At 48.6% G+C, this 17,134-nt stretch carries 20 protein-coding genes and 10 tRNA genes; 2 read left to right on the top strand and 28 right to left on the bottom strand.

What is annotated here, in order from left to right:
• Position 1: 1 nt before the first annotated feature.
• The 11 genes from K6T23_RS01770 to K6T23_RS01720 all read right to left on the bottom strand — a co-directional run bounded on the left by K6T23_RS01770 (position 2) and on the right by K6T23_RS01720 (position 1,705).
• Positions 2-78, bottom strand: a tRNA-Pro gene (locus K6T23_RS01770).
• Positions 79-113: 35 nt separating this feature from the next.
• Positions 114-190: transfer RNA gene (locus tag K6T23_RS01765), tRNA-Arg, on the bottom strand.
• A gap of 16 nt (positions 191-206) precedes the next feature.
• Positions 207-293, bottom strand: a tRNA-Leu gene (locus K6T23_RS01760).
• 74 nt (positions 294-367) lie between these two features.
• A tRNA-Leu gene (locus K6T23_RS01755) sits at positions 368-449 on the bottom strand.
• Between the two features lie 36 nt (positions 450-485).
• Positions 486-561 (bottom strand) — tRNA-Lys (locus tag K6T23_RS01750).
• Positions 562-566: 5 nt separating this feature from the next.
• Positions 567-641, bottom strand: a tRNA-Gln gene (locus tag K6T23_RS01745).
• A gap of 75 nt (positions 642-716) precedes the next feature.
• A tRNA-Asp gene (locus K6T23_RS01740) sits at positions 717-793 on the bottom strand.
• A gap of 117 nt (positions 794-910) precedes the next feature.
• Positions 911-982, bottom strand: a tRNA-Glu gene (locus tag K6T23_RS01735).
• A gap of 9 nt (positions 983-991) precedes the next feature.
• A tRNA-Ser gene (locus K6T23_RS01730) sits at positions 992-1,082 on the bottom strand.
• Between the two features lie 4 nt (positions 1,083-1,086).
• Positions 1,087-1,161, bottom strand: a tRNA-Asn gene (locus K6T23_RS01725).
• A gap of 73 nt (positions 1,162-1,234) precedes the next feature.
• On the bottom strand, positions 1,235-1,705 hold the full coding sequence (locus K6T23_RS01720; RefSeq protein ID WP_079513896.1) for a SprT family protein: 471 nt from the start codon (positions 1,703-1,705) through the stop codon (positions 1,235-1,237).
• A gap of 113 nt (positions 1,706-1,818) precedes the next feature.
• Here K6T23_RS01720 and cmpA point away from each other — a divergent pair, with 113 nt between their 5' ends.
• Positions 1,819-1,938: a cortex morphogenetic protein CmpA gene (gene cmpA / locus K6T23_RS01715; protein ID WP_156450723.1), complete on the top strand. Its 120-nt coding sequence runs from the start codon at positions 1,819-1,821 to the stop codon at positions 1,936-1,938.
• Positions 1,939-1,969: 31 nt separating this feature from the next.
• Here the strand turns inward: cmpA and K6T23_RS01710 are convergent, their stop codons facing one another.
• The 14 genes from K6T23_RS01710 to acpS form a co-directional block, all read right to left on the bottom strand.
• A complete protein-coding gene (locus tag K6T23_RS01710) occupies positions 1,970-4,138 on the bottom strand; it encodes a Tex family protein (protein WP_156450722.1) in 2,169 nt (722 codons plus the stop codon).
• A gap of 86 nt (positions 4,139-4,224) precedes the next feature.
• On the bottom strand, positions 4,225-4,821 hold the full coding sequence (locus tag K6T23_RS01705; protein WP_056541607.1) for a PP2C family serine/threonine-protein phosphatase: 597 nt from the start codon (positions 4,819-4,821) through the stop codon (positions 4,225-4,227).
• Entirely contained in the window at positions 4,821-5,618 is a 798-nt protein-coding gene (sigB, locus tag K6T23_RS01700) for an RNA polymerase sigma factor SigB (RefSeq protein ID WP_053427978.1), read from the bottom strand. The genes K6T23_RS01705 and sigB overlap by 1 nt, the downstream gene beginning before the upstream one ends.
• Entirely contained in the window at positions 5,596-6,063 is a 468-nt protein-coding gene (gene rsbW, locus K6T23_RS01695) for an anti-sigma B factor RsbW (protein WP_426916765.1), read from the bottom strand. The genes sigB and rsbW overlap by 23 nt, the downstream gene beginning before the upstream one ends.
• A complete protein-coding gene (locus K6T23_RS01690) occupies positions 6,063-6,395 on the bottom strand; it encodes an anti-sigma factor antagonist (RefSeq protein ID WP_056541604.1) in 333 nt (110 codons plus the stop codon). The genes rsbW and K6T23_RS01690 overlap by 1 nt, the downstream gene beginning before the upstream one ends.
• 74 nt (positions 6,396-6,469) lie before the next feature.
• Positions 6,470-7,480: a PP2C family protein-serine/threonine phosphatase gene (locus K6T23_RS01685; protein WP_056541601.1), complete on the bottom strand. Its 1,011-nt coding sequence runs from the start codon at positions 7,478-7,480 to the stop codon at positions 6,470-6,472.
• A gap of 10 nt (positions 7,481-7,490) precedes the next feature.
• Positions 7,491-7,892 (bottom strand): anti-sigma regulatory factor, encoded by a 402-nt coding sequence (locus K6T23_RS01680; RefSeq protein ID WP_056541599.1) that lies wholly within the window; start codon positions 7,890-7,892, stop codon positions 7,491-7,493.
• A gap of 2 nt (positions 7,893-7,894) precedes the next feature.
• The gene (locus tag K6T23_RS01675; protein WP_048007228.1) at positions 7,895-8,251 is read right to left on the bottom strand and encodes an STAS domain-containing protein; all 357 of its coding nucleotides are present in this window, start codon (positions 8,249-8,251) and stop codon (positions 7,895-7,897) included.
• On the bottom strand, positions 8,248-9,078 hold the full coding sequence (locus K6T23_RS01670; protein ID WP_056541597.1) for an RsbT co-antagonist protein RsbRA: 831 nt from the start codon (positions 9,076-9,078) through the stop codon (positions 8,248-8,250). Before K6T23_RS01670 ends, K6T23_RS01675 begins: the two co-directional genes overlap by 4 nt.
• A 352-nt stretch (positions 9,079-9,430) precedes the next feature.
• Positions 9,431-9,781 (bottom strand): type II toxin-antitoxin system PemK/MazF family toxin, encoded by a 351-nt coding sequence (locus K6T23_RS01665; RefSeq protein ID WP_048007230.1) that lies wholly within the window; start codon positions 9,779-9,781, stop codon positions 9,431-9,433.
• Between the two features lie 4 nt (positions 9,782-9,785).
• On the bottom strand, positions 9,786-10,067 hold the full coding sequence (locus K6T23_RS01660) for a CopG family ribbon-helix-helix protein (protein WP_048007231.1): 282 nt from the start codon (positions 10,065-10,067) through the stop codon (positions 9,786-9,788).
• Positions 10,068-10,236: 169 nt separating this feature from the next.
• Entirely contained in the window at positions 10,237-11,382 is a 1,146-nt protein-coding gene (gene alr, locus K6T23_RS01655; protein ID WP_273546595.1) for an alanine racemase, read from the bottom strand.
• Between the two features lie 126 nt (positions 11,383-11,508).
• Complete coding sequence (locus tag K6T23_RS01650) at positions 11,509-12,522, bottom strand: LolA family protein (RefSeq protein ID WP_053427972.1); 1,014 nt, start codon at positions 12,520-12,522, stop codon at positions 11,509-11,511.
• A 198-nt stretch (positions 12,523-12,720) separates the two neighbouring features.
• Complete coding sequence (gene acpS / locus K6T23_RS01645) at positions 12,721-13,071, bottom strand: holo-ACP synthase (protein WP_238284362.1); 351 nt, start codon at positions 13,069-13,071, stop codon at positions 12,721-12,723.
• Positions 13,072-13,189: 118 nt separating this feature from the next.
• On the opposite strand from acpS, the gene K6T23_RS01640 reads away from it, so the two are divergent.
• Positions 13,190-13,774: a rhomboid family intramembrane serine protease gene (locus K6T23_RS01640; protein ID WP_056541591.1), complete on the top strand. Its 585-nt coding sequence runs from the start codon at positions 13,190-13,192 to the stop codon at positions 13,772-13,774.
• Between the two features lie 32 nt (positions 13,775-13,806).
• Here the strand turns inward: K6T23_RS01640 and K6T23_RS01635 are convergent, their stop codons facing one another.
• The 3 genes from K6T23_RS01635 to uvsE all read right to left on the bottom strand — a co-directional run bounded on the left by K6T23_RS01635 (position 13,807) and on the right by uvsE (position 16,765).
• Positions 13,807-15,261 carry a PH domain-containing protein gene (locus tag K6T23_RS01635; RefSeq protein WP_238283459.1) on the bottom strand — a complete coding sequence of 485 codons (1,455 nt, stop codon included), beginning with the start codon at positions 15,259-15,261 and terminating at the stop codon, positions 13,807-13,809.
• A complete protein-coding gene (locus tag K6T23_RS01630; protein WP_056541627.1) occupies positions 15,251-15,730 on the bottom strand; it encodes a PH domain-containing protein in 480 nt (159 codons plus the stop codon). The genes K6T23_RS01635 and K6T23_RS01630 overlap by 11 nt, the downstream gene beginning before the upstream one ends.
• A gap of 72 nt (positions 15,731-15,802) precedes the next feature.
• The gene (uvsE, locus tag K6T23_RS01625) at positions 15,803-16,765 is read right to left on the bottom strand and encodes a UV DNA damage repair endonuclease UvsE (RefSeq protein WP_238283458.1); all 963 of its coding nucleotides are present in this window, start codon (positions 16,763-16,765) and stop codon (positions 15,803-15,805) included.
• Positions 16,766-17,134: the final 369 nt, after the last annotated feature.

The raw sequence follows: 17,134 nt of genomic DNA, 5'->3' as shown, positions 1-17,134 counted from the left end.
ATGGTCGGGAAGACAGGATTCGAACCTGCGACCCCTTGGTCCCAAACCAAGTGCTCTACCAAGCTGAGCTACTTCCCGTAAGAAAATTATGTATAAGCCAGTAGAAGCAAATATGGCGCGCCCGAGAGGAGTCGAACCCCTAACCTTTTGATCCGTAGTCAAACGCTCTATCCAATTGAGCTACGGGCGCTAATATTGAAAGTTTTTGGTGCGGCCGAGAGGACTTGAACCTCCACGGGTTATTCACCCACTAGGCCCTCAACCTAGCGCGTCTGCCATTCCGCCACGACCGCATTTATTGAAGCGACATTAACCATTATATCACGATAATTCCGCTTGTCAACAACTTTTTTTCGAGGAATAAAAGTGCGGGTGAAGGGACTTGAACCCCCACGCCTTGCGGCGCCAGATCCTAAGTCTGGTGCGTCTGCCAATTCCGCCACACCCGCATATGTTGGACCTCTTGTCCAAAACAAGAAATCAAATGGTGAGCCATGAAGGATTCGAACCTTCGACCCTCTGATTAAAAGTCAGATGCTCTACCAACTGAGCTAATGGCTCGTAAATGGCTGGGCTAGCTGGATTCGAACCAACGCATGTCGCAGTCAAAGTGCGATGCCTTACCGCTTGGCTATAGCCCAATAATCATTTTTTGACGAGGTATTTATCATACCACGTTGATCTTTCAAAGTCAATAACTTTTTCCGAAAGATAAATGGCGGTCCGGACGGGACTCGAACCCGCGACCTCCTGCGTGACAGGCAGGCATTCTAACCAACTGAACTACCGGACCAAAGCTTTTTGCGATAGCAAAATAGCTATCATTAATGTTTCGCGTTAGCTTCTGTAACCAGAAGTCAACTTCCACGAAACAACTGAACATATGTATCTTCTCTTTCAAAAGAGAAAATGACCCATACGGGATTCGAACCCGTGTTACCGCCGTGAAAGGGCGGTGTCTTAACCGCTTGACCAATGGGCCATGATGATATGGCGGAGAAGGAGGGATTTGAACCCTCGCGCCGGTTGCCCGACCTACACCCTTAGCAGGGGCGCCTCTTCAGCCACTTGAGTACTTCCCCATATTGGCTCCGCAGGCAAGATTCGAACTTGCGACCGATCGGTTAACAGCCGATAGCTCTACCACTGAGCTACTGCGGAACGAGAACGTCTTATCGACTCTTATGATTATAATGACTGCACCGTTGGTTGTCAATAACTTTCCGGGCTTTTTTTAGGAACCCTGAAACTCTTCTATTTTTTCAAGGATCAGCCTTCCTTTGCACCGCCCGCATACGAAGCGATTGGTGTCCACCCTTTTCCTTCTAATGAACTCCAAGGAGCACTCCTTGCATCTGTATGTCAGGCGCCTCCCCCTTTTCTTTTGGATGGGAAGCGACGAACAATGACGCGGACCTCCTACTTCTGCAAGCAGATCCTTGAAGTCTTTATCTCCGTGCTTATAGCCCTTCCCTTCGAGATGAAGATGGTAGTGGCAAAGTTCATGCTTGATGATGCCGATCAGTTCATCCATCCCGAATTCCTCGAGGTACTTTGGATTTATATCAATATGATGGGACTTGAGCATGTAGCGGCCACCTGTCGTCCGGAGACGCGGGTTGAAATAGGCCTGATGACGGAACGGCCGCTTAAACAAACGTTTGGATAATGTTGATACCAACTGTTGCAGCTCCTCATTTGTCAAAGCGTCCACCCTCCTGTTACACACGATTTCCCCTTCTTAACGAACGGGACAACCCATTATAGCATACATTAAGTATCACACTCACCGGGTAGATTGCTAAAGGAGGTGCGCCTGTGCCGAGCTGGCTGGTCAATCAAATGAGAAGGGCCTATTTTGAGAAAGACCGCTATCAGATCAAATTATTGAACCAATGCTGGAATTTTTACCGCAAGCGCAATGAAAAGAGGAGCTGAAGGAATACGCCTTCAGCTCCTCTTTCATTTATTACTGAACCATGGTGAGTGAAACGCGCCCTTTTCGGGCATCCACTCCTTCAACCCAGACCGTGACAACATCACCGACGGATACTACATCCAACGGATGTTTGACATAGCCATTCTTGAGCTTGGAGATATGAACGAGTCCATCTTGTTTCACCCCTATATCCACGAACGCTCCAAAGTCGACGACGTTCCGTACCGTACCCTGAAGTTCCATTCCCTGACTAAGGTCCTCAAGCTTGAGCACGTCTTTTTTCAGGAGTGGCTTAGGGAATTGATCACGGGGATCACGCCCCGGGCGGATCAACGCATCGATAATATCCTTGAGGGTAAGCTGCCCGATGTCGAGTTCTTCCGACGTTTGATGAAGATCAAGCGCATGAAGGGCCTGCTTCAGCTCCTCTGTACCGATGTGTTCTTCCTTATAGCCCGTCATGGAGAGAAGACGCTTCACCTCACTATAGTTTTCCGGGTGGATCGGTGTGCGGTCGAGCATCTCCTTTCCATCCATGATGCGGAGGAATCCGATGCACTGCTCGTAGGTTTTCGCTCCAAGCCTCGGAATCTTCTTGAGCTGTGCCCTGGAAGAGAACTTCCCTTCCTCTTCTCTCTTTTTCACAATATTCGTTGCCACCGTCTTCGAAAGGCCGGCTACATATTGAAGGAGGGAAGAAGATGCAGTATTCACATTCACCCCTACTTGGTTGACTGCCGTCTCCACTACGAATGTAAGAGAGTCATTCAATTTCTTCTGGGACACATCATGCTGGTACTGTCCCACCCCTACAGACTTGGGATCGATTTTCACCAGTTCCGCCAGGGGATCTTGGAGCCTTCTTGCGATGGAGACCGCACTCCTCTCTTCCACTTGGAAGTCAGGGAATTCTTCGCGGGCGATGTCTGAAGCGGAGTAAACGCTCGCTCCCGCTTCATTGACGATCAGATAGGAGATGTCGCCGCCGACTTCCTTCAATACGTCCACGATGAATTGTTCAGTCTCCCTTGAAGCGGTTCCGTTTCCGATGGCAATGACCTCGATCGGATAGCGTGAAAGTATCGCCTTCACCTGTTCTTCCGCTTTTTCCTTCTGCGAGCGTGGTGGATGGGGATAGATCACATCGATCGCCAAGACTTTTCCGGTCTCATCGATGATGGCGAGCTTGCACCCCGTCCTGAATGCCGGGTCGACGCCGAGAACGGTCCTTCCCTTCATCGGCGGCTGCAATAATAGCTTCCTTAGATTCTCAGAGAAGATATGGATAGCCTGATCTTCAGCCTTGTCGGTCAGCTCCCCACGGATCTCCCTTTCAACGGATGGCAGGATCAGTCGTTTGTATCCATCCTCGATTGCTTCTTGGACGATGGATGCGGCCTGGGACCGTGTATCCTTGATCACCTGCTTATTCAAGAAGCGTAAGATCGACTCTGAATCGGCCTGTACCCCTACTCTCAGGATCCCTTCCTTCTCTCCTCTGTTCATGGCAAGAATGCGATGGGGAACAACCTTATGGATCGGTTCCTGATAAGCGTAATACATTTCATACACATTCTTCTCGTCTTCTTCTTCTTTTTTCACTTTTGATTCGATGAGACCCTTACGGAAAATCTGCGTTCGTATGTATTCACGATGTGCGGCGTCATCCGATATCACCTCTGCGATGATGTCCTGCGCACCCGATAAAGCTTCCTCGGCGTTTCCTACTCCCTGTTCATCCGACACGTACTTTGCGGCTTCTCTATTGATGTCAGCATTCAATGGGAAGGAGAGGAGGAAGTCCGCGAGCGGTTCGAGTCCCTTTTCTTTCGCTACGGTCGCTTTTGTTCTTCGTTTCTGCTTGTAAGGACGGTAAAGATCCTCAACCTGCTGCAGTTTTTCTGCCGAAGAGATGGCCGCTGATAGTTCAGGGGTCAACTTCCCCTGTTCCTCTATTAGACGCATCACTTCTTCTTTTCGATTCTTCAGGTTCTGAAGATACTCCCAGTTGGTCATGATATCCCGGATCTGCACTTCATCGAGTGCGCCGGTCTGTTCTTTCCTGTACCTTGCAATAAAGGGAACCGTATTCCCTTCTTCTAATAGATCAATCACATTTTTAACGTTCTTGGTTGATATGGATAGGTCTTTCCCGATCTTATTGATCAAAGTCGTTTCATTCGTTAACGTAGACGTCACAGTATAACCTCCAGTTATTCACAATTTCACTCTAAGTTTATCACATACCCAGCGGGAATTCTTCGCATTGAAAAAGCTTACCCCAGTCAGAGTAAGCTTCCAATAATATATGTCGTATCATCCGCCGTCTGGTCCACCTTCGATTCAATCTCCTTCAGCGTACCATGAAGGGTCGGATATTTTTGCATTAAGCTTTTGACTCCCGGGATATTCAGTCCATCAGAATGAATGAGGAATCTTGAATTTGAATTGTATGAAAAGCGTTGAGTTTTATACTTCTGCGGCCTTCCCGAAAGGTATCCCGTAACCGGTAGCGGGTAGGTCATCTTCCCTTCAGGTGCATACATATAAAAACGGATGTTCCCGACACAGCTGTATACAAACTCTTTGGAGTGATAATATACCTTAAAGATTGCGACAGCTGCTCCCCGTTTCTTCTGAAGCGCTTCATTACAAAGATTCATCAATGCATCCACATCTTCGTGATGATTCTCTTCCACGATCTCCACAACTGAATGGGAAGATTCAAAGGCATACACTCCACTGCCCAAACCATCGGCCAGAACACAGATGAAATAATCATCCGTCGACGTGTAAAAATAGCTATCTCCACAAAAACGGTTGCCGTTCTTGGATACTTGACCTGCGAACACTTCTACATCATTTTGTTGAAGGTACGGCATCAATAGTCATGCTCCCCGTCGTGCATCTCTTCCTGAATGGCATCGCGGAGTTTCTTGATGGCCCTTCTCTGAAGTCGTGAGACATGCATTTGGGAAATACCCAACTGCTCGCCGGCTTCTTTCTGGCTCAGATTATCCAGGTACGTATATTGGATGATGGCTTTTTCCCGTTCCGAGAGCACGTGAAGGACTTTCTCAAGTACAAGGCGCTGATTGACTTTCTCGTATCCTTCGTCAGGGTTCCCCACGATGTCGAGGATGGTGACCGTGCTGCCTTCAGAATCAGCTTCAATGGAATGGTCCACAGAAAGGGCCTGATAGCTGCGCCCCATCTCCATCGCTTCCAATACTTCCTCTTCGGTCACCTCAAGGTAATCAGCAATCTCATGAACCTGAGGAGAGCGTTCCAGGGTATTGGTCAACTCTTCAACGGTCGATTTGATTTTCGGTCCGAGCTCCTTGATCCGTCTTGGAACATGGACGCTCCACGTCTTATCACGAAGGAAACGTTTGATTTCCCCGATGATGGTCGGGATGGCGAATGCTTCGAAAGAACGACCAAAAGACTCATCATAACGCCTGATGGCGCCCAAGAGTCCGATCATACCGACCTGTATGATGTCTTCGTGAAAAGATCGTCCTTTGGAATATTTCCGTGCAATGGATTCTACAAGGTTCTGGTAGTGCAGGATCAGCTGACTTTGGGCATCCTCATCCTTGTTTTCCTGATAGTCCTTGATCCACTGCATGACTTTATCTTTATTGGCCTGGTGGTTAGGTTGAGATAGTTTTTTCATCCCTCTCCACCTGCTCCCCTGATAGGAATTTCGTCATAAAGACCGTCACTCCCTCTTGATGATGCACCTTTACTTCATCCATAAGGCTCTCTATAAGATAAAGTCCCAACCCACCTTCTCTGAGGAATTCTACGGAATGATCCGCATGGTAAGGTCCGACTGCCTTTTTGATTTCGGTGAAATTGAAGCTTTCCCCGTGATCGGCAACCATGACTTCAAGGCGGTCACCATACAATCCGAATCCGACAACCACTTCCCCGTCGTCATCTTTGTAGGCATGCTGAACCGCATTGGTGATCGCTTCGCTTGTAGCAATCTTCAAATCTTCAAGGGCATCATAATCAAAGCCCATCCTGCTGGCAATTCCGGACAGGGTAAGTCGGATGACCCCTACATATTCCGGCTTCGCTGGAATCTTCATCTCGATGTAATCATAATCCTGCATCATTCCACTCCACCTTTTACTTTGGAATCGATATTCATTATGTCCCCCAGGCCAGTGATGTCGAACAGGCGCTGCAGTCTATCCGATAGACCGACAAGATGAAGCTCTCCTCCACCCGCCTTTACGGTTTTGAATAGGCCGACGAATACGCCCAGGCCGGTACTGTCCATATAAGAAACGTCGGAAAGATCGACGATTAGCTGGCAATTTTCTTTTTCAGCGACGGGTTGAAGGCTTTCTTTAAGCTTTGGAGCTGTATATGCATCAATTTCACCTGAAACTTTCACGTGTATATCGTTATCCATTTCTTTCATATCTATTGATAAGTTCATGAAAAGACCACCTTTTAGGCATGTATTAAAATACTCTTAATCGTTTACCCTTATTATTTACAAGATAAACCACATTATTGATTTCTTTTAATGATGATCAGTGTGAAGTCATCCCTGAGCTCAAAGTGTTGCAGCTTCTCAAGCTCCTTATACACGCTGTTGACGATCTCTTGAGGAGGCAGGTGATTGTAATTCCTGATGAGTTCCACCAGATCTTCCCGCTCGATGAACCCTTCTTCTGAACGGCATTCCGTCACACCGTCAGATAGGAGGATGATCATATCCCCCACTTGGACTATTCTTTCATATTCCCTGTACTTTGCCTTCTTATCCACTCCAAGGAGCAGCCCCTTGGCGTCAAGGTCCTCGAATTCACCCGTGCCCGCGTTGTAATAGAACCCTGGTTCGTGGCCGGCGGAGGAGTAGGAGAACTGGTGACTCTTGGAATCATATACACCATAGAACATGGTGATGAACATGCTTGCATCCACATTCTGCTCCACCACCCGGTTCAGACTTTCAAGGACGAGGCTTGGCTTATCGCGGTATTCAGGAAGGCTGTCCATTGCATACTTGATCATGGACATGCAGAGGGCCGCTGGCACCCCTTTACCAATGACATCGGCGATTGCGACGCTCACATTTTCATTCTCATCTTCCACGAAGTGATAATAATCCCCATTCATCTTCTTGGCCGGAACGCTCACCGCACCGACCTCGAGCCCGTCTATTTGTGGTATGCGGGTGCCGAGGAGGGTCTGCTGCATATTGGCAGCCACGTCGATTTCGTTATTCAATTCCTGCTGCTTGGTGCGCAGGCTCTGGTGCTCCCTGTAGGCGAACCCATAGCCGATCATCACTTCAAGCAAGATGTCGAATGAGTGAAGGACGTGATGCGGAAGGTCCGGCTCCATTTCAAGGATGACACTCTTATGAAGGGAAATGATTTCTTCCGGAGATACGTTATGTTCAATCGATTTCCGGCTGAACTTTTGCCCAAGATAAAGAGCCTTCTCATCCTGCTCGTTCAAATAGTGCTCAAGGATCTCTTTATATTTTGTATCCATCAATTCTCTGAACTTCATCTAACTCCCCCTAGCGGAGCCACTTGGTTGCCCTGATATCGGTTCCCTCTCCCGGAACCGAGTCGACATTGAATTCGTCCATCAGCCGCTTAACCCCTGGCAAACCGGCTCCTAATCCACCTGATGTAGAATATCCATCTTCCATTACTTTTCTGATATCTGTAATGCCCGGTCCTTCATCAAGGGCAATGATCCTGACACCCTTCTTCCCCGCATCAAGCAGTTTCTCGATACAGATCTGTCCGGTACCTGCATATAAATATATATTACGGGCCAATTCACTGATCGCCGTAGTAATTCGAGCTTGGTCAACGGTGCCAAATCCGAGCTCTTTCGCTACATTTCTCCCTAACTGGCGGGCAGCAACGATGTCCCATTCATTCGTGATCTTCACGCAGGATTGGCTCTCCATACCTAGTCCCCCAGTTCCAATTTTAATTTCTCAAGACCTTTTTCAAGGTCTAAAGCTGTGAGGACATCGTCCAGACGGATCCCCAATTCGATCAGTGTAATGGCGACCGCTGGCTGAATTCCAGTAATGACAACTTTGGCCCCCATCAATCTGGACATGTTGATGACATCACCAAGAACCTTGGCGATGAATGAATCGATGAAATCGATCGACGTAATATCGATGACAACGCCCCTTGCACTCGTTTCATGAATCTTGTGAAGAAGATCCTCTTGAAATTGAAGGGCCGTTTGGTCATCAAGTTCCCACTGGATCGAGATCAATAGACAGTCTTCGAGCTTCAGTATAGGTATTCTCATTCCAATCCCTCCACGGAAACAATTTTTCGGCTTGTCATCTCCAAAGCCTTTTCAATTCCTTTACGCAGCGTGCTGTTCGTCATGAATTGTGTAAGGTCAATCCCTAGATTCACAATCGTTTGAGCGATTTCCGGTCTGATCCCGACAAGCATGCACTTAGCTCCGACGAGGCGGACCGCGTCGGCTGCTTGAATGATGTGATGGGCAACCATCGTATCAACGACCGGCACACCGGTGATATCAATCAGGACTACTTCTGCACGGTGTTTCACGACACCATGCAATAGATTTTCCATAATTTGTCGCGCACGCTCCGTATCGATCGTCCCTACCAACGGCATAACAGAAATCTTCTCGAACACCGGGATCAATGGGGCTGACAGCTCCTGAAGGGCGATCTTTTGGAGCGAAACAGTCTTTTCCCATGATTCCGTGTATGCCTGGATGACTTTATTCGTCATCGGGGAAAGCCAACGATCAAATTTATTAATCTGCTGTTGGTAATTTTCTTCCGTAATGAATCCAGAACTCTCCATACCTTGATAAACCACTTTGCCGAACACATTCAAGGCAGAGGTCACAAACGTTAAAGGCCAACCGAGCCTTACCACTTTCTCGGCGAATTCTTCCAGTCTGTTGTTGAATTCCTTGGAATCACGCAGGCGTGAAGCAATCATTTCGACAAATTCATGGCTTGTCTTCGTGAACACTTGATCCGAGATGACTTGAAGGAATTTATCATCCGCTTCTTCCTTCATCTTGTCCATCCAGACATTTGTCAACTCGGCCTTATTCGTTTCAATGTATTCCGTGACTTCACTAAACATCCCGTTCTCTCCATTCTATCATGTGAAATTTATGACGACGTTCTCCATGACCAATGTCATTGAACTCTAATATAGCTTACATGGATATCGCATTTGAATTAATAGTATCAAAAAAAGACAAAAATAAACAAGCTTATGATGCCTTGACGGCGAATTCTCTCATATACTTTCCCATTATAAATGGTTTACAGAACTTTGTCATACGATTGGGTGTATTTACCACACATCGACAAATGATTACACGATTTTCACGAACCCATTCACCGACCGCATAAAAAAACCTGCTGATCATTCACTGATCAGCAGGTGCTTGCTGGTGTATTCCCAATATTTATTTGCATGGCGTTTCTGATTAAAATTGTATGAGACCAACACTAATCTGGAGGGCGTCATCGACTTTTTCCATCATTTCGTCGTCCAGGTGTGTGATCTTATCGGTCAGACGCTGTTTATCGATGGTCCTGATCTGTTCGAGCAAGATTACGGAATCACGTTCAAAGCCGTACCGTTTGGAATCAATTTCGACATGGGTAGGCAACTTCGCTTTTTGGATCTGAGCAGTGATAGCAGCGACAATAACAGTGGGACTGAACCTGTTCCCTATATCGTTTTGAATGACAAGGACCGGCCGGACGCCTCCTTGTTCCGACCCAACAACAGGAGAAAGGTCTGCAAAATATACGTCACCACGCTTTACAATCAAAGGATTAACCTCCGCTTACTAAGCGTTCGACTGTATGTTCTGCCTCATATTCTGCCTGGATTGCTTCCGAAGCGATGGCGAGATTGATCTTAGCCATTTCCATATAGCCTCGTCTCATGGATTCACGCAGATGTCGTTTCTTACGCTCTCTTAAATACATTTTAGTAGCACGATAAATAAACTCATTGCGATTCACATTTTCCTGATCTGCAAAGCCGTCCAGTTCTGTGACGAGCTGTTGCGGAAGACGAATCAAAATTTCCGTTGTTGCGCTGGATTCAGACACAAACTACACCTCCACCAATCACTACATACCGTTTCATTTTATAACATGTTAATCATACCATCAAACAATGGGAATGAAAAGTCAATTTATTAATCTCTTCTATTATCCACCATATGTTACATGGATTATTCATGCGATTTCTTGAAATGGGCGGTCTTTTACGTCCTGCTTACAGAAGATGATTGGATACTTCGACAACGGCGCCGCCTCTCGTATAGACTCTCGGGACGCGCGCGGCGATCATGCAGGTCACCTCATAGTTAATCGTATCAAGCTTATCTGCCAGTTCATCGGCGGGTATATGCTCATCCCCCTGGCGGCCGATGAGCGTGACGGGTTCCCCCGTCTTCACCGGACCGGTAAGCCTGACCATGCACTGGTCCATGCAGATCCTGCCGACGATGGGAGCCCTGCGGCCGCCGATCAGGACTTCCTGACCCTGAAGCTTTCTGATCCATCCATCGGCATACCCGATCGGGAGTGTGCCGATCCATTCCTTGTTCCCTGTTTCATAAGTGGCACCGTAGCTGACTTTCTCTCCTTCGTCCATTTCTTTCACATGGATGAGTTTCGTCTTAAGAGAGAGCACTTCCTTCAACTCAAAGGGGAGATGAGGCTGCATCTCGCGTGAGGGAGTAAGACCGTAGAGGCTGATCCCGACCCTGACGGTGTTGAAAAGGGCATCCTTCCGCCGGAGTGTGGCGGCACTGTTGGAAGAGTGCACGTACTCGGGAAGCTGAGGAAGCTGACCGATCATGGAGCGGAAGGTTTCAAGCTGCGTATCGGCATACGTTTCATCCAGTTCATCTGCCGTCGCGAAGTGGGTGAACACCCCTTCGAAATGGAAGTGTTCATGGGCGCTGATCACATCTGTGATCTCGAGCAGCTCTTGTGAGTCCCTCACGCCGATCCTCCCCATGCCTGTATCACATTTCACATGGAGATTCAGGCGTTTCCCCGTGTATAAGGAAGCCTCTTCAAGCCATTCCTTCGTATAGACAGTTAGGGATACTCCATGGTCCGCTGCAGTTCCTGCATCCTCCGGCCTTGAAGCACCAAGAACAAGAATCGGGGTATGGATGCCCGCTTTTCGAAGAAGCAATGCTTCGTCAAGGAAAGCGACGGCAAGTCCGTCCGCCCCCGAGTCGAGTGCGGCCCTTGCAATCTGTTCGTATCCGTGCCCATAGGCATTCGCTTTTACGACGGCGAGCATCTTCACATTATCCGGTATATGTTTTTTAAAGTTCATGACGTTTTCACTTACATGGTCCAGATTGATTTCGGCCCACGTATCTCTGAAGAAAAGGGTATCCAATGTCCATTCACTTCCTAAACAATTTCATTCCTTACAAGAATACCATTCCTTCCATCGAGATTCATTCTTTTCTTTCAGTCAGTCCAAGCATGAAGAAAGACAGCCCTCAGGCTGCCTCAATGTTGTTTATTTTACCATGGAACCTTGCACGGACCGGGCGATGGTCACCATCTCATCCTGCGTCAGGCTCTTTGATGCAAGCATATAATCCACACCGTCATGGGTCCAGGTGATGGACTGATCGGTCATGGCCCCTACCGTGAAGCCGAGGTCCACTACTTCACCTTGAAGGGATGTCGAAACCGTCATGGTCGGAACCGATGTAGTTTGTTCCTGGATGATGGTAAAGGATTTCTCCCCATCATATGTCAGGACGACCCGCTTGCCGTCTTTCGTTGCGACTTCCTGCTCATCCACAAGCTCTGATCCTGAGATTCCATCAGTAGGGTAAAGGACGGAGAGTTCCTTCTCTTCCACGTTGCCGCTCACTGGAATCTCAAGCTGTGCACCCGTCATGTTCTTCTTCATGTCGAAATCCTTCTTATCAAACGCAGCCTTCACGTCCATCTTGGAGAACTCGACCTTCACCAAGGAATTCTTATCGGAATCCATGACGTTCACAGATACCGGTGTGAGATCTTTTTTATTGAAGGTGATTTCCTGGGTAGGAAGCATTTGATTGTTCTGATAGCGCGTCTTTGTATTAAAGACGTAATGGTCTTTCGTTTCTTTGAATGTAGCATTCTTGTCTTCCAGGACATCCTTCACGAGTGATTCATATAGATAGGCCTGACTGCTGTTGGACGGCCAGTCGCTCTGGAAGCGGAAGCTCTTGTTCAATGCAGGCGTCAGGACGAAGACGCCCTCTTCATTCCGCAGGATCATCTGGCTCTGGTCTTTGGCCTCATTCTTCAGGGATACCCTGTAATAGTTCGGATCATTATGCCATACTTCCACTTCATACGTCTGTGGATCTTCCCCGACTTGAAGGGTCATTTTGGCATCTGCCTTATAGCCTTTCAGATCTTCCACTTTCGATTTGAGATCCTTGGTTACATCCTCTTTGGACTTTTCCCCACATGCGGCCAGCATCAATACGGTCAGTACGGCCAGCACGAGCACCACCAGTTTCTTGTTCATTTCTACAGCCCCTTTTGTCTCAGGATATACGTATCAGAGAGGGGTGGACCGGAGGGTTAAAATGGACGACTCATGCAGAATCCCCCTCGCGTCCTACGGATGAACCGCGATCTTCACCCTTACCGGTCTTGTCTCTCCTATTGCACTACTGAATATATGAGACAACCATGGGGAATATGCAAAAAGAACTGACAAGCATCAATCTTCCAATACGACCTGTGCCGCCGCAAAGTCCCGGCTGTGGGTGATTGAGAGATGTACCTTCAGTCCAGCAGGCTTGACGATATGGGGTTTCCCCCTTTCATCCTTCTCAATCTCGATATCATGGAAAGACAATTCCTTCCCGATGCCCGTGCCCACGGCCTTGGCGAATGCCTCTTTTGCTGCAAAGCGTCCGGAAAGGAATTCCACCTTCCTTCTATCAGACAGGGATTCAAACGACTCCCGTTCCGTTTCCGTCAAAATGCGCCCAGGGAATTTGGGCTGACGGTCGATCATATCTTTGATGCGGTGCAACTCGACGATATCCAATCCGATTCCTTTAATCATCATCATTCTCCTTCTACTCTAGTCCCGTCCGGCATATCCGTATAAGGAAACACCTTGTCTGACAAGCTTATATAAGCGACAATATCAGTATTACCATCCTTTTGGAGGAGGACGATCCATGTTTGTTAGGACGGAAAGCTTCTCTCAGTTCCTGAAGAAATACCCTGTCATTTCTGTTATTGTATCCATCCACCTGATCCTGTATTTGATCAGTTCCCTCCCCATTTTCCCTCAAATGTGGGTGTACGAACAACTCGCAGGCATCAACCTGTTCATACGGGACGGTGAATGGTGGCGCCTGATCACGCCGATATTCGTCCATATGGGCTTCTCCCACGTCTTATTCAATTCATTTTCCCTCGTTCTCTTCGGTCCGGCACTTGAAGAACATCTCGGAAAATGGAAATTCACCGCCCTCTATCTCGTGAGCGGCATCTTCGCCAATATCATCACCTACGTCAGTCAGCCTCTCTCTTACAGCCATGTAGGTGCTTCCGGAGCGATATTCGGATTATTCGGCTATTATCTGGCCATGATCGCGACGAGGAATGCCTTCATCACCCGTGAGAGCAGGCAGGTGATCCTGCCGATCGTCATCATCGGGTTGATCATGACCTTCACCCAATCCGGGATCAATATCACGGCCCACCTCTTCGGCCTCATCGCCGGGTTCCTCATCGGCTTCATTGCCGGGAGAAAGTAGAAAAGTGACCTCAGGGGGTCACTTTTCTTTTTTTATTCTTCGTAGGAATACCACATTTCAATCTGCTTCATATCTTTTTGTTCGAGGTCCCTGAGCGTGCTCTTGTACCCGGCATCACCCGACTTCACGGTCGTCCGCAATGTACTTAAGTCCATGCGTGATTGAAACCACGTTTCCTGCCGGTCAAGCGACTGGATACGGTTCTTTTTCAAAAAGACCGTGCTTTTTGAAAAGGTCCGATATTGCAAGGACAACTGGCTTTCGCTGAGCTTCCATCCGCCGGACCGGTGCTGCCGGTATCCAAGGAACGCAAGGAGCGCCACAAGGATCAGCCCCCACATCCCATAGGGCCAGAGAAAGATCGATACCACGACCGTCGGGATGACACCGACCGCGGCCGCACGGATCATATATTTCCTGATTGAACGGACAGGAAGCCGATTGAATTCGGTCTCTACGGAGTAATCCGGGAAAATCTCGGCAAGAAGGTTCTCCACTTCCCTTTTCCTTACGATCGGAAACAGCTTGATACTCGAGCTGTCCTTTTCAAGGGCGGAGCCCCCGGCATTTTCAATCTGGACGGAACAGTAACCAAGGAGCTGACGCACGGGGTTCTCGATGATACGGATTCCCTGCACGCGCTTGAACGGTACCGTCACTTGCTTCTTTTCCAACAGCCCCCGATTGATGATGATGTTTTCATCGGTGAGCCGGATTCGGAAGTCCCCGTACACAACGAAGGTCCACACGAGTGAAAGCAGCCAGGCAATGAACAGGCCGACGAATGCCAGGATCCCGATGATGAGGACCCCTCCCCTGATGTAGCCTGAAGCTCCTTCGTAAATCTCTTCAAACGGAATGAAGTCATCAAACTGTGAAAGGAAAGCTCCGACACCCGACAAGATGACCCAGACTCCGCCAGACGTCAAACCGAGCATCAGCAGATCCTTCCCGGACATCTTGAAGATTTCCTCCTGACGGTCAGGCTTCTCTTCGACGACGGCTTCCGGGGATTCGGATAGGCGTTCTTTTTCTTTAAAGATCGTCTTCTCGATCTGAATAGCTTCTTCCTTGAGGATCGCCGTCAGTTCCGCCTCCGATTTTTTATCAGATGAAGAACCGGCGGTCTCCACCTTTACCTTCACTAGTCCGAACGGGCGATGCAGGATCCCTTCCGAGAAGTTCAGGCTCTGGATCCGGTCATAGGGGATATACCGCTTCTTTTTCACAAATAAACCGTGTTCGATCCGCAGTTCCCCGTCTTCCAGGCGATAGGTGAACCGCATCCACTTGATGATCCCGGCACCAAGGACAAGGACGAGGACCGTTACCATGGAAATGACGGGCATGTATCTCCAGAAACCCCCGCCGCTTCCCGAACCGTTCACGAACAAGAGGACGACGATCGGGATGATCATTTCCTTCACTTGTTTCATGAAGTTGACGATGGCCGAGATGGGGTGCAGCCGCTTGTACTCAGACATCATCTTCCGCCACCCTTGCCAGCTGGGATATGGAATCCCTCAGTCCATCCGCTTCCTCCGTGTCGAGGGCAGGGATTTCATGCACCGTTGCAGCTGTGGAGATGGTGATCGTCGAAAGACCGTACTTCTTCAAGATCGGTCCCTGGACGGTATCCACGTGCTGGACACGCACCATCGGGACGAGCGTCCTTTTGATGATGAATATGCCCCTTTGAAGCTCGATTTCCTGCTCCCTCACTTCATAGCGCCAGCGCTTCCACCTGACATCGGGAACAAGTTTGATCTGTATGTATGCAAGAATGACGGCTGCGACTCCCGCAACGACGGAAATCCATACCGGCCAGTCGAATAGAACGGTTAGTGTAATGACCCCACCTGCGACGACGAGTGCGATCAAGGTTTCGATCCCACCATAAATCCTCCACACACTGAGAGCCTTTGGTGAAATCCTGTTACGTGGTCCATCTTTCATATCCATCCCCCATTTCCTTCTATGTCTAAATCTTACAGTATAGATACGGTTTTGAGTAGGGGATGGTTTCAATTAACCGATTTCGATCGTGGACCCGTCCACGCGGCGGACCCCTTCTTCTTGCGCCAGCTCCTCCATCAACTTGAACAGGGCATTATCTTTCTGCTTCGCCTCGATCATGCAATCGATGCGATCGACACTTCCCTCCACTTGGCGCAGAAACCCGAGGAAATCATGAGGATCGATGTAGTCTGCGTGAGCTTTGAAATCATCAGCAGACCGCGGACTGGAGATGTGCATCTTCAGGGGAAGCGGAGAATCCTTCCACGTAGCAACGACCCGATCCCAATCAAGCGTCCAGTCGCGCTCCCCATTCGCCATATGGTGGTGAAGGTCGAATACAAGGGGGATCCCGAGCTTTTCACAAAGGTAAAGGGCATCGAATGCCGAAAATACAGTATCGTCATTCTCCAACATGATCATCCTTTGGATGCCCTCCGGGGTCAGCCCCCAATTGTGGATGAACTGCTCCATCGCCTTTTCTTTATCGCCATGGGCACCGCCTACATGGAGGACGCACCGATGCAGGGGATCGATCCCCATTGCGTCCAGGATCCCTTCATGCATGCGCAAGGTCTTCAACGAATTCTTCATCACCTGGGGTTCGGTCGAATTCAGGAGGACAAAATGATCCGGGTGGAAATCCACCCTCATGGGATGCTCGCGGAGATACGATCGGATTTCACCCAAGGCAGGCAGGATTGGCGTCAAAAAGTCCCACCCCGCAAGATCGGGGTGATTGGCAAGGGGGATGAGCTTCGAGCTGAAACGGAAAAAATGAATGTCATGAAGCACATTATGCTTCAGGAGCCGCAGGCAATTCTCGATATTGGACAAGGCAATCCGCTCCAGCTTCCTGATCGCCGCCTCCTCATCCTTCAAGCCGGAAAACTGCTTGTGGGTCATGGTTTGAGAAGGGGAAGCGTGCTGCAGATTCATGCTCATGGCTACGTACCCGAATCGGATGATGGTCATGTGGTGATACTCCTTTGGCAGGCGCAGTGGCCTGGGTGTTGTTAGGTGTAGTATGGACGGGATCGGTATGGATTATTGATGGGGGTGGTGAACGGAATGGCCAGCAGTTGATTTGGTGACAGCAGATGTTTTGAAGCTAGCGAGGAGGATATTTGCTACTTTTTCATGTTTTTTGCTAAAAACCTTACTTACTATCATATAGGTATGTGATATCAGCGAATCGGAAGTTGCGATTGTCCTCATTTTACTCATTCGACACGAAACGACTTTTTTCACAGCTCCTTTAATTCAATTCTGTGTATCTGAACGACCTCAATCTCTTTGAGCATTGAAAATACTTGCGACTTTTGAAGATTTATTTGCGACTTT

This window comes from Rossellomorea marisflavi, from assembly GCF_022170785.1.
In the GTDB taxonomy this organism is placed as follows: domain Bacteria; phylum Bacillota; class Bacilli; order Bacillales; family Bacillaceae_B; genus Rossellomorea; species Rossellomorea marisflavi_B.
This window is presented reverse-complemented; position numbering and strand designations above follow the sequence as displayed.

What these genes read in the sequence shown, in the direction of transcription:
- K6T23_RS01705 (WP_056541607.1), bottom strand. Translation starts at nt 4,821, where the DNA reads ATGCCGTACCTTCAACAAAATGATGTAGAAGTGTTCGCAGGTCAAGTA.
- sigB (WP_053427978.1), bottom strand. Translation starts at nt 5,618, where the DNA reads ATGAAAAAACTATCTCAACCTAACCACCAGGCCAATAAAGATAAAGTC.
- rsbW (WP_426916765.1), bottom strand. Translation starts at nt 6,063, where the DNA reads ATGCAGGATTATGATTACATCGAGATGAAGATTCCAGCGAAGCCGGAA.
- K6T23_RS01690 (WP_056541604.1), bottom strand. Translation starts at nt 6,395, where the DNA reads ATGAACTTATCAATAGATATGAAAGAAATGGATAACGATATACACGTG.
- K6T23_RS01685 (WP_056541601.1), bottom strand. Translation starts at nt 7,480, where the DNA reads ATGAAGTTCAGAGAATTGATGGATACAAAATATAAAGAGATCCTTGAG.
- K6T23_RS01680 (WP_056541599.1), bottom strand. Translation starts at nt 7,892, where the DNA reads ATGGAGAGCCAATCCTGCGTGAAGATCACGAATGAATGGGACATCGTT.
- K6T23_RS01675 (WP_048007228.1), bottom strand. Translation starts at nt 8,251, where the DNA reads ATGAGAATACCTATACTGAAGCTCGAAGACTGTCTATTGATCTCGATC.
- K6T23_RS01670 (WP_056541597.1), bottom strand. Translation starts at nt 9,078, where the DNA reads ATGTTTAGTGAAGTCACGGAATACATTGAAACGAATAAGGCCGAGTTG.
- K6T23_RS01650 (WP_053427972.1), bottom strand. Translation starts at nt 12,522, where the DNA reads ATGAACAAGAAACTGGTGGTGCTCGTGCTGGCCGTACTGACCGTATTG.
- acpS (WP_238284362.1), bottom strand. Translation starts at nt 13,071, where the DNA reads ATGATTAAAGGAATCGGATTGGATATCGTCGAGTTGCACCGCATCAAA.
- K6T23_RS01640 (WP_056541591.1), top strand. Translation starts at nt 13,190, where the DNA reads ATGTTTGTTAGGACGGAAAGCTTCTCTCAGTTCCTGAAGAAATACCCT.
- K6T23_RS01635 (WP_238283459.1), bottom strand. Translation starts at nt 15,261, where the DNA reads ATGATGTCTGAGTACAAGCGGCTGCACCCCATCTCGGCCATCGTCAAC.
- K6T23_RS01630 (WP_056541627.1), bottom strand. Translation starts at nt 15,730, where the DNA reads ATGAAAGATGGACCACGTAACAGGATTTCACCAAAGGCTCTCAGTGTG.
- uvsE (WP_238283458.1), bottom strand. Translation starts at nt 16,765, where the DNA reads ATGACCATCATCCGATTCGGGTACGTAGCCATGAGCATGAATCTGCAG.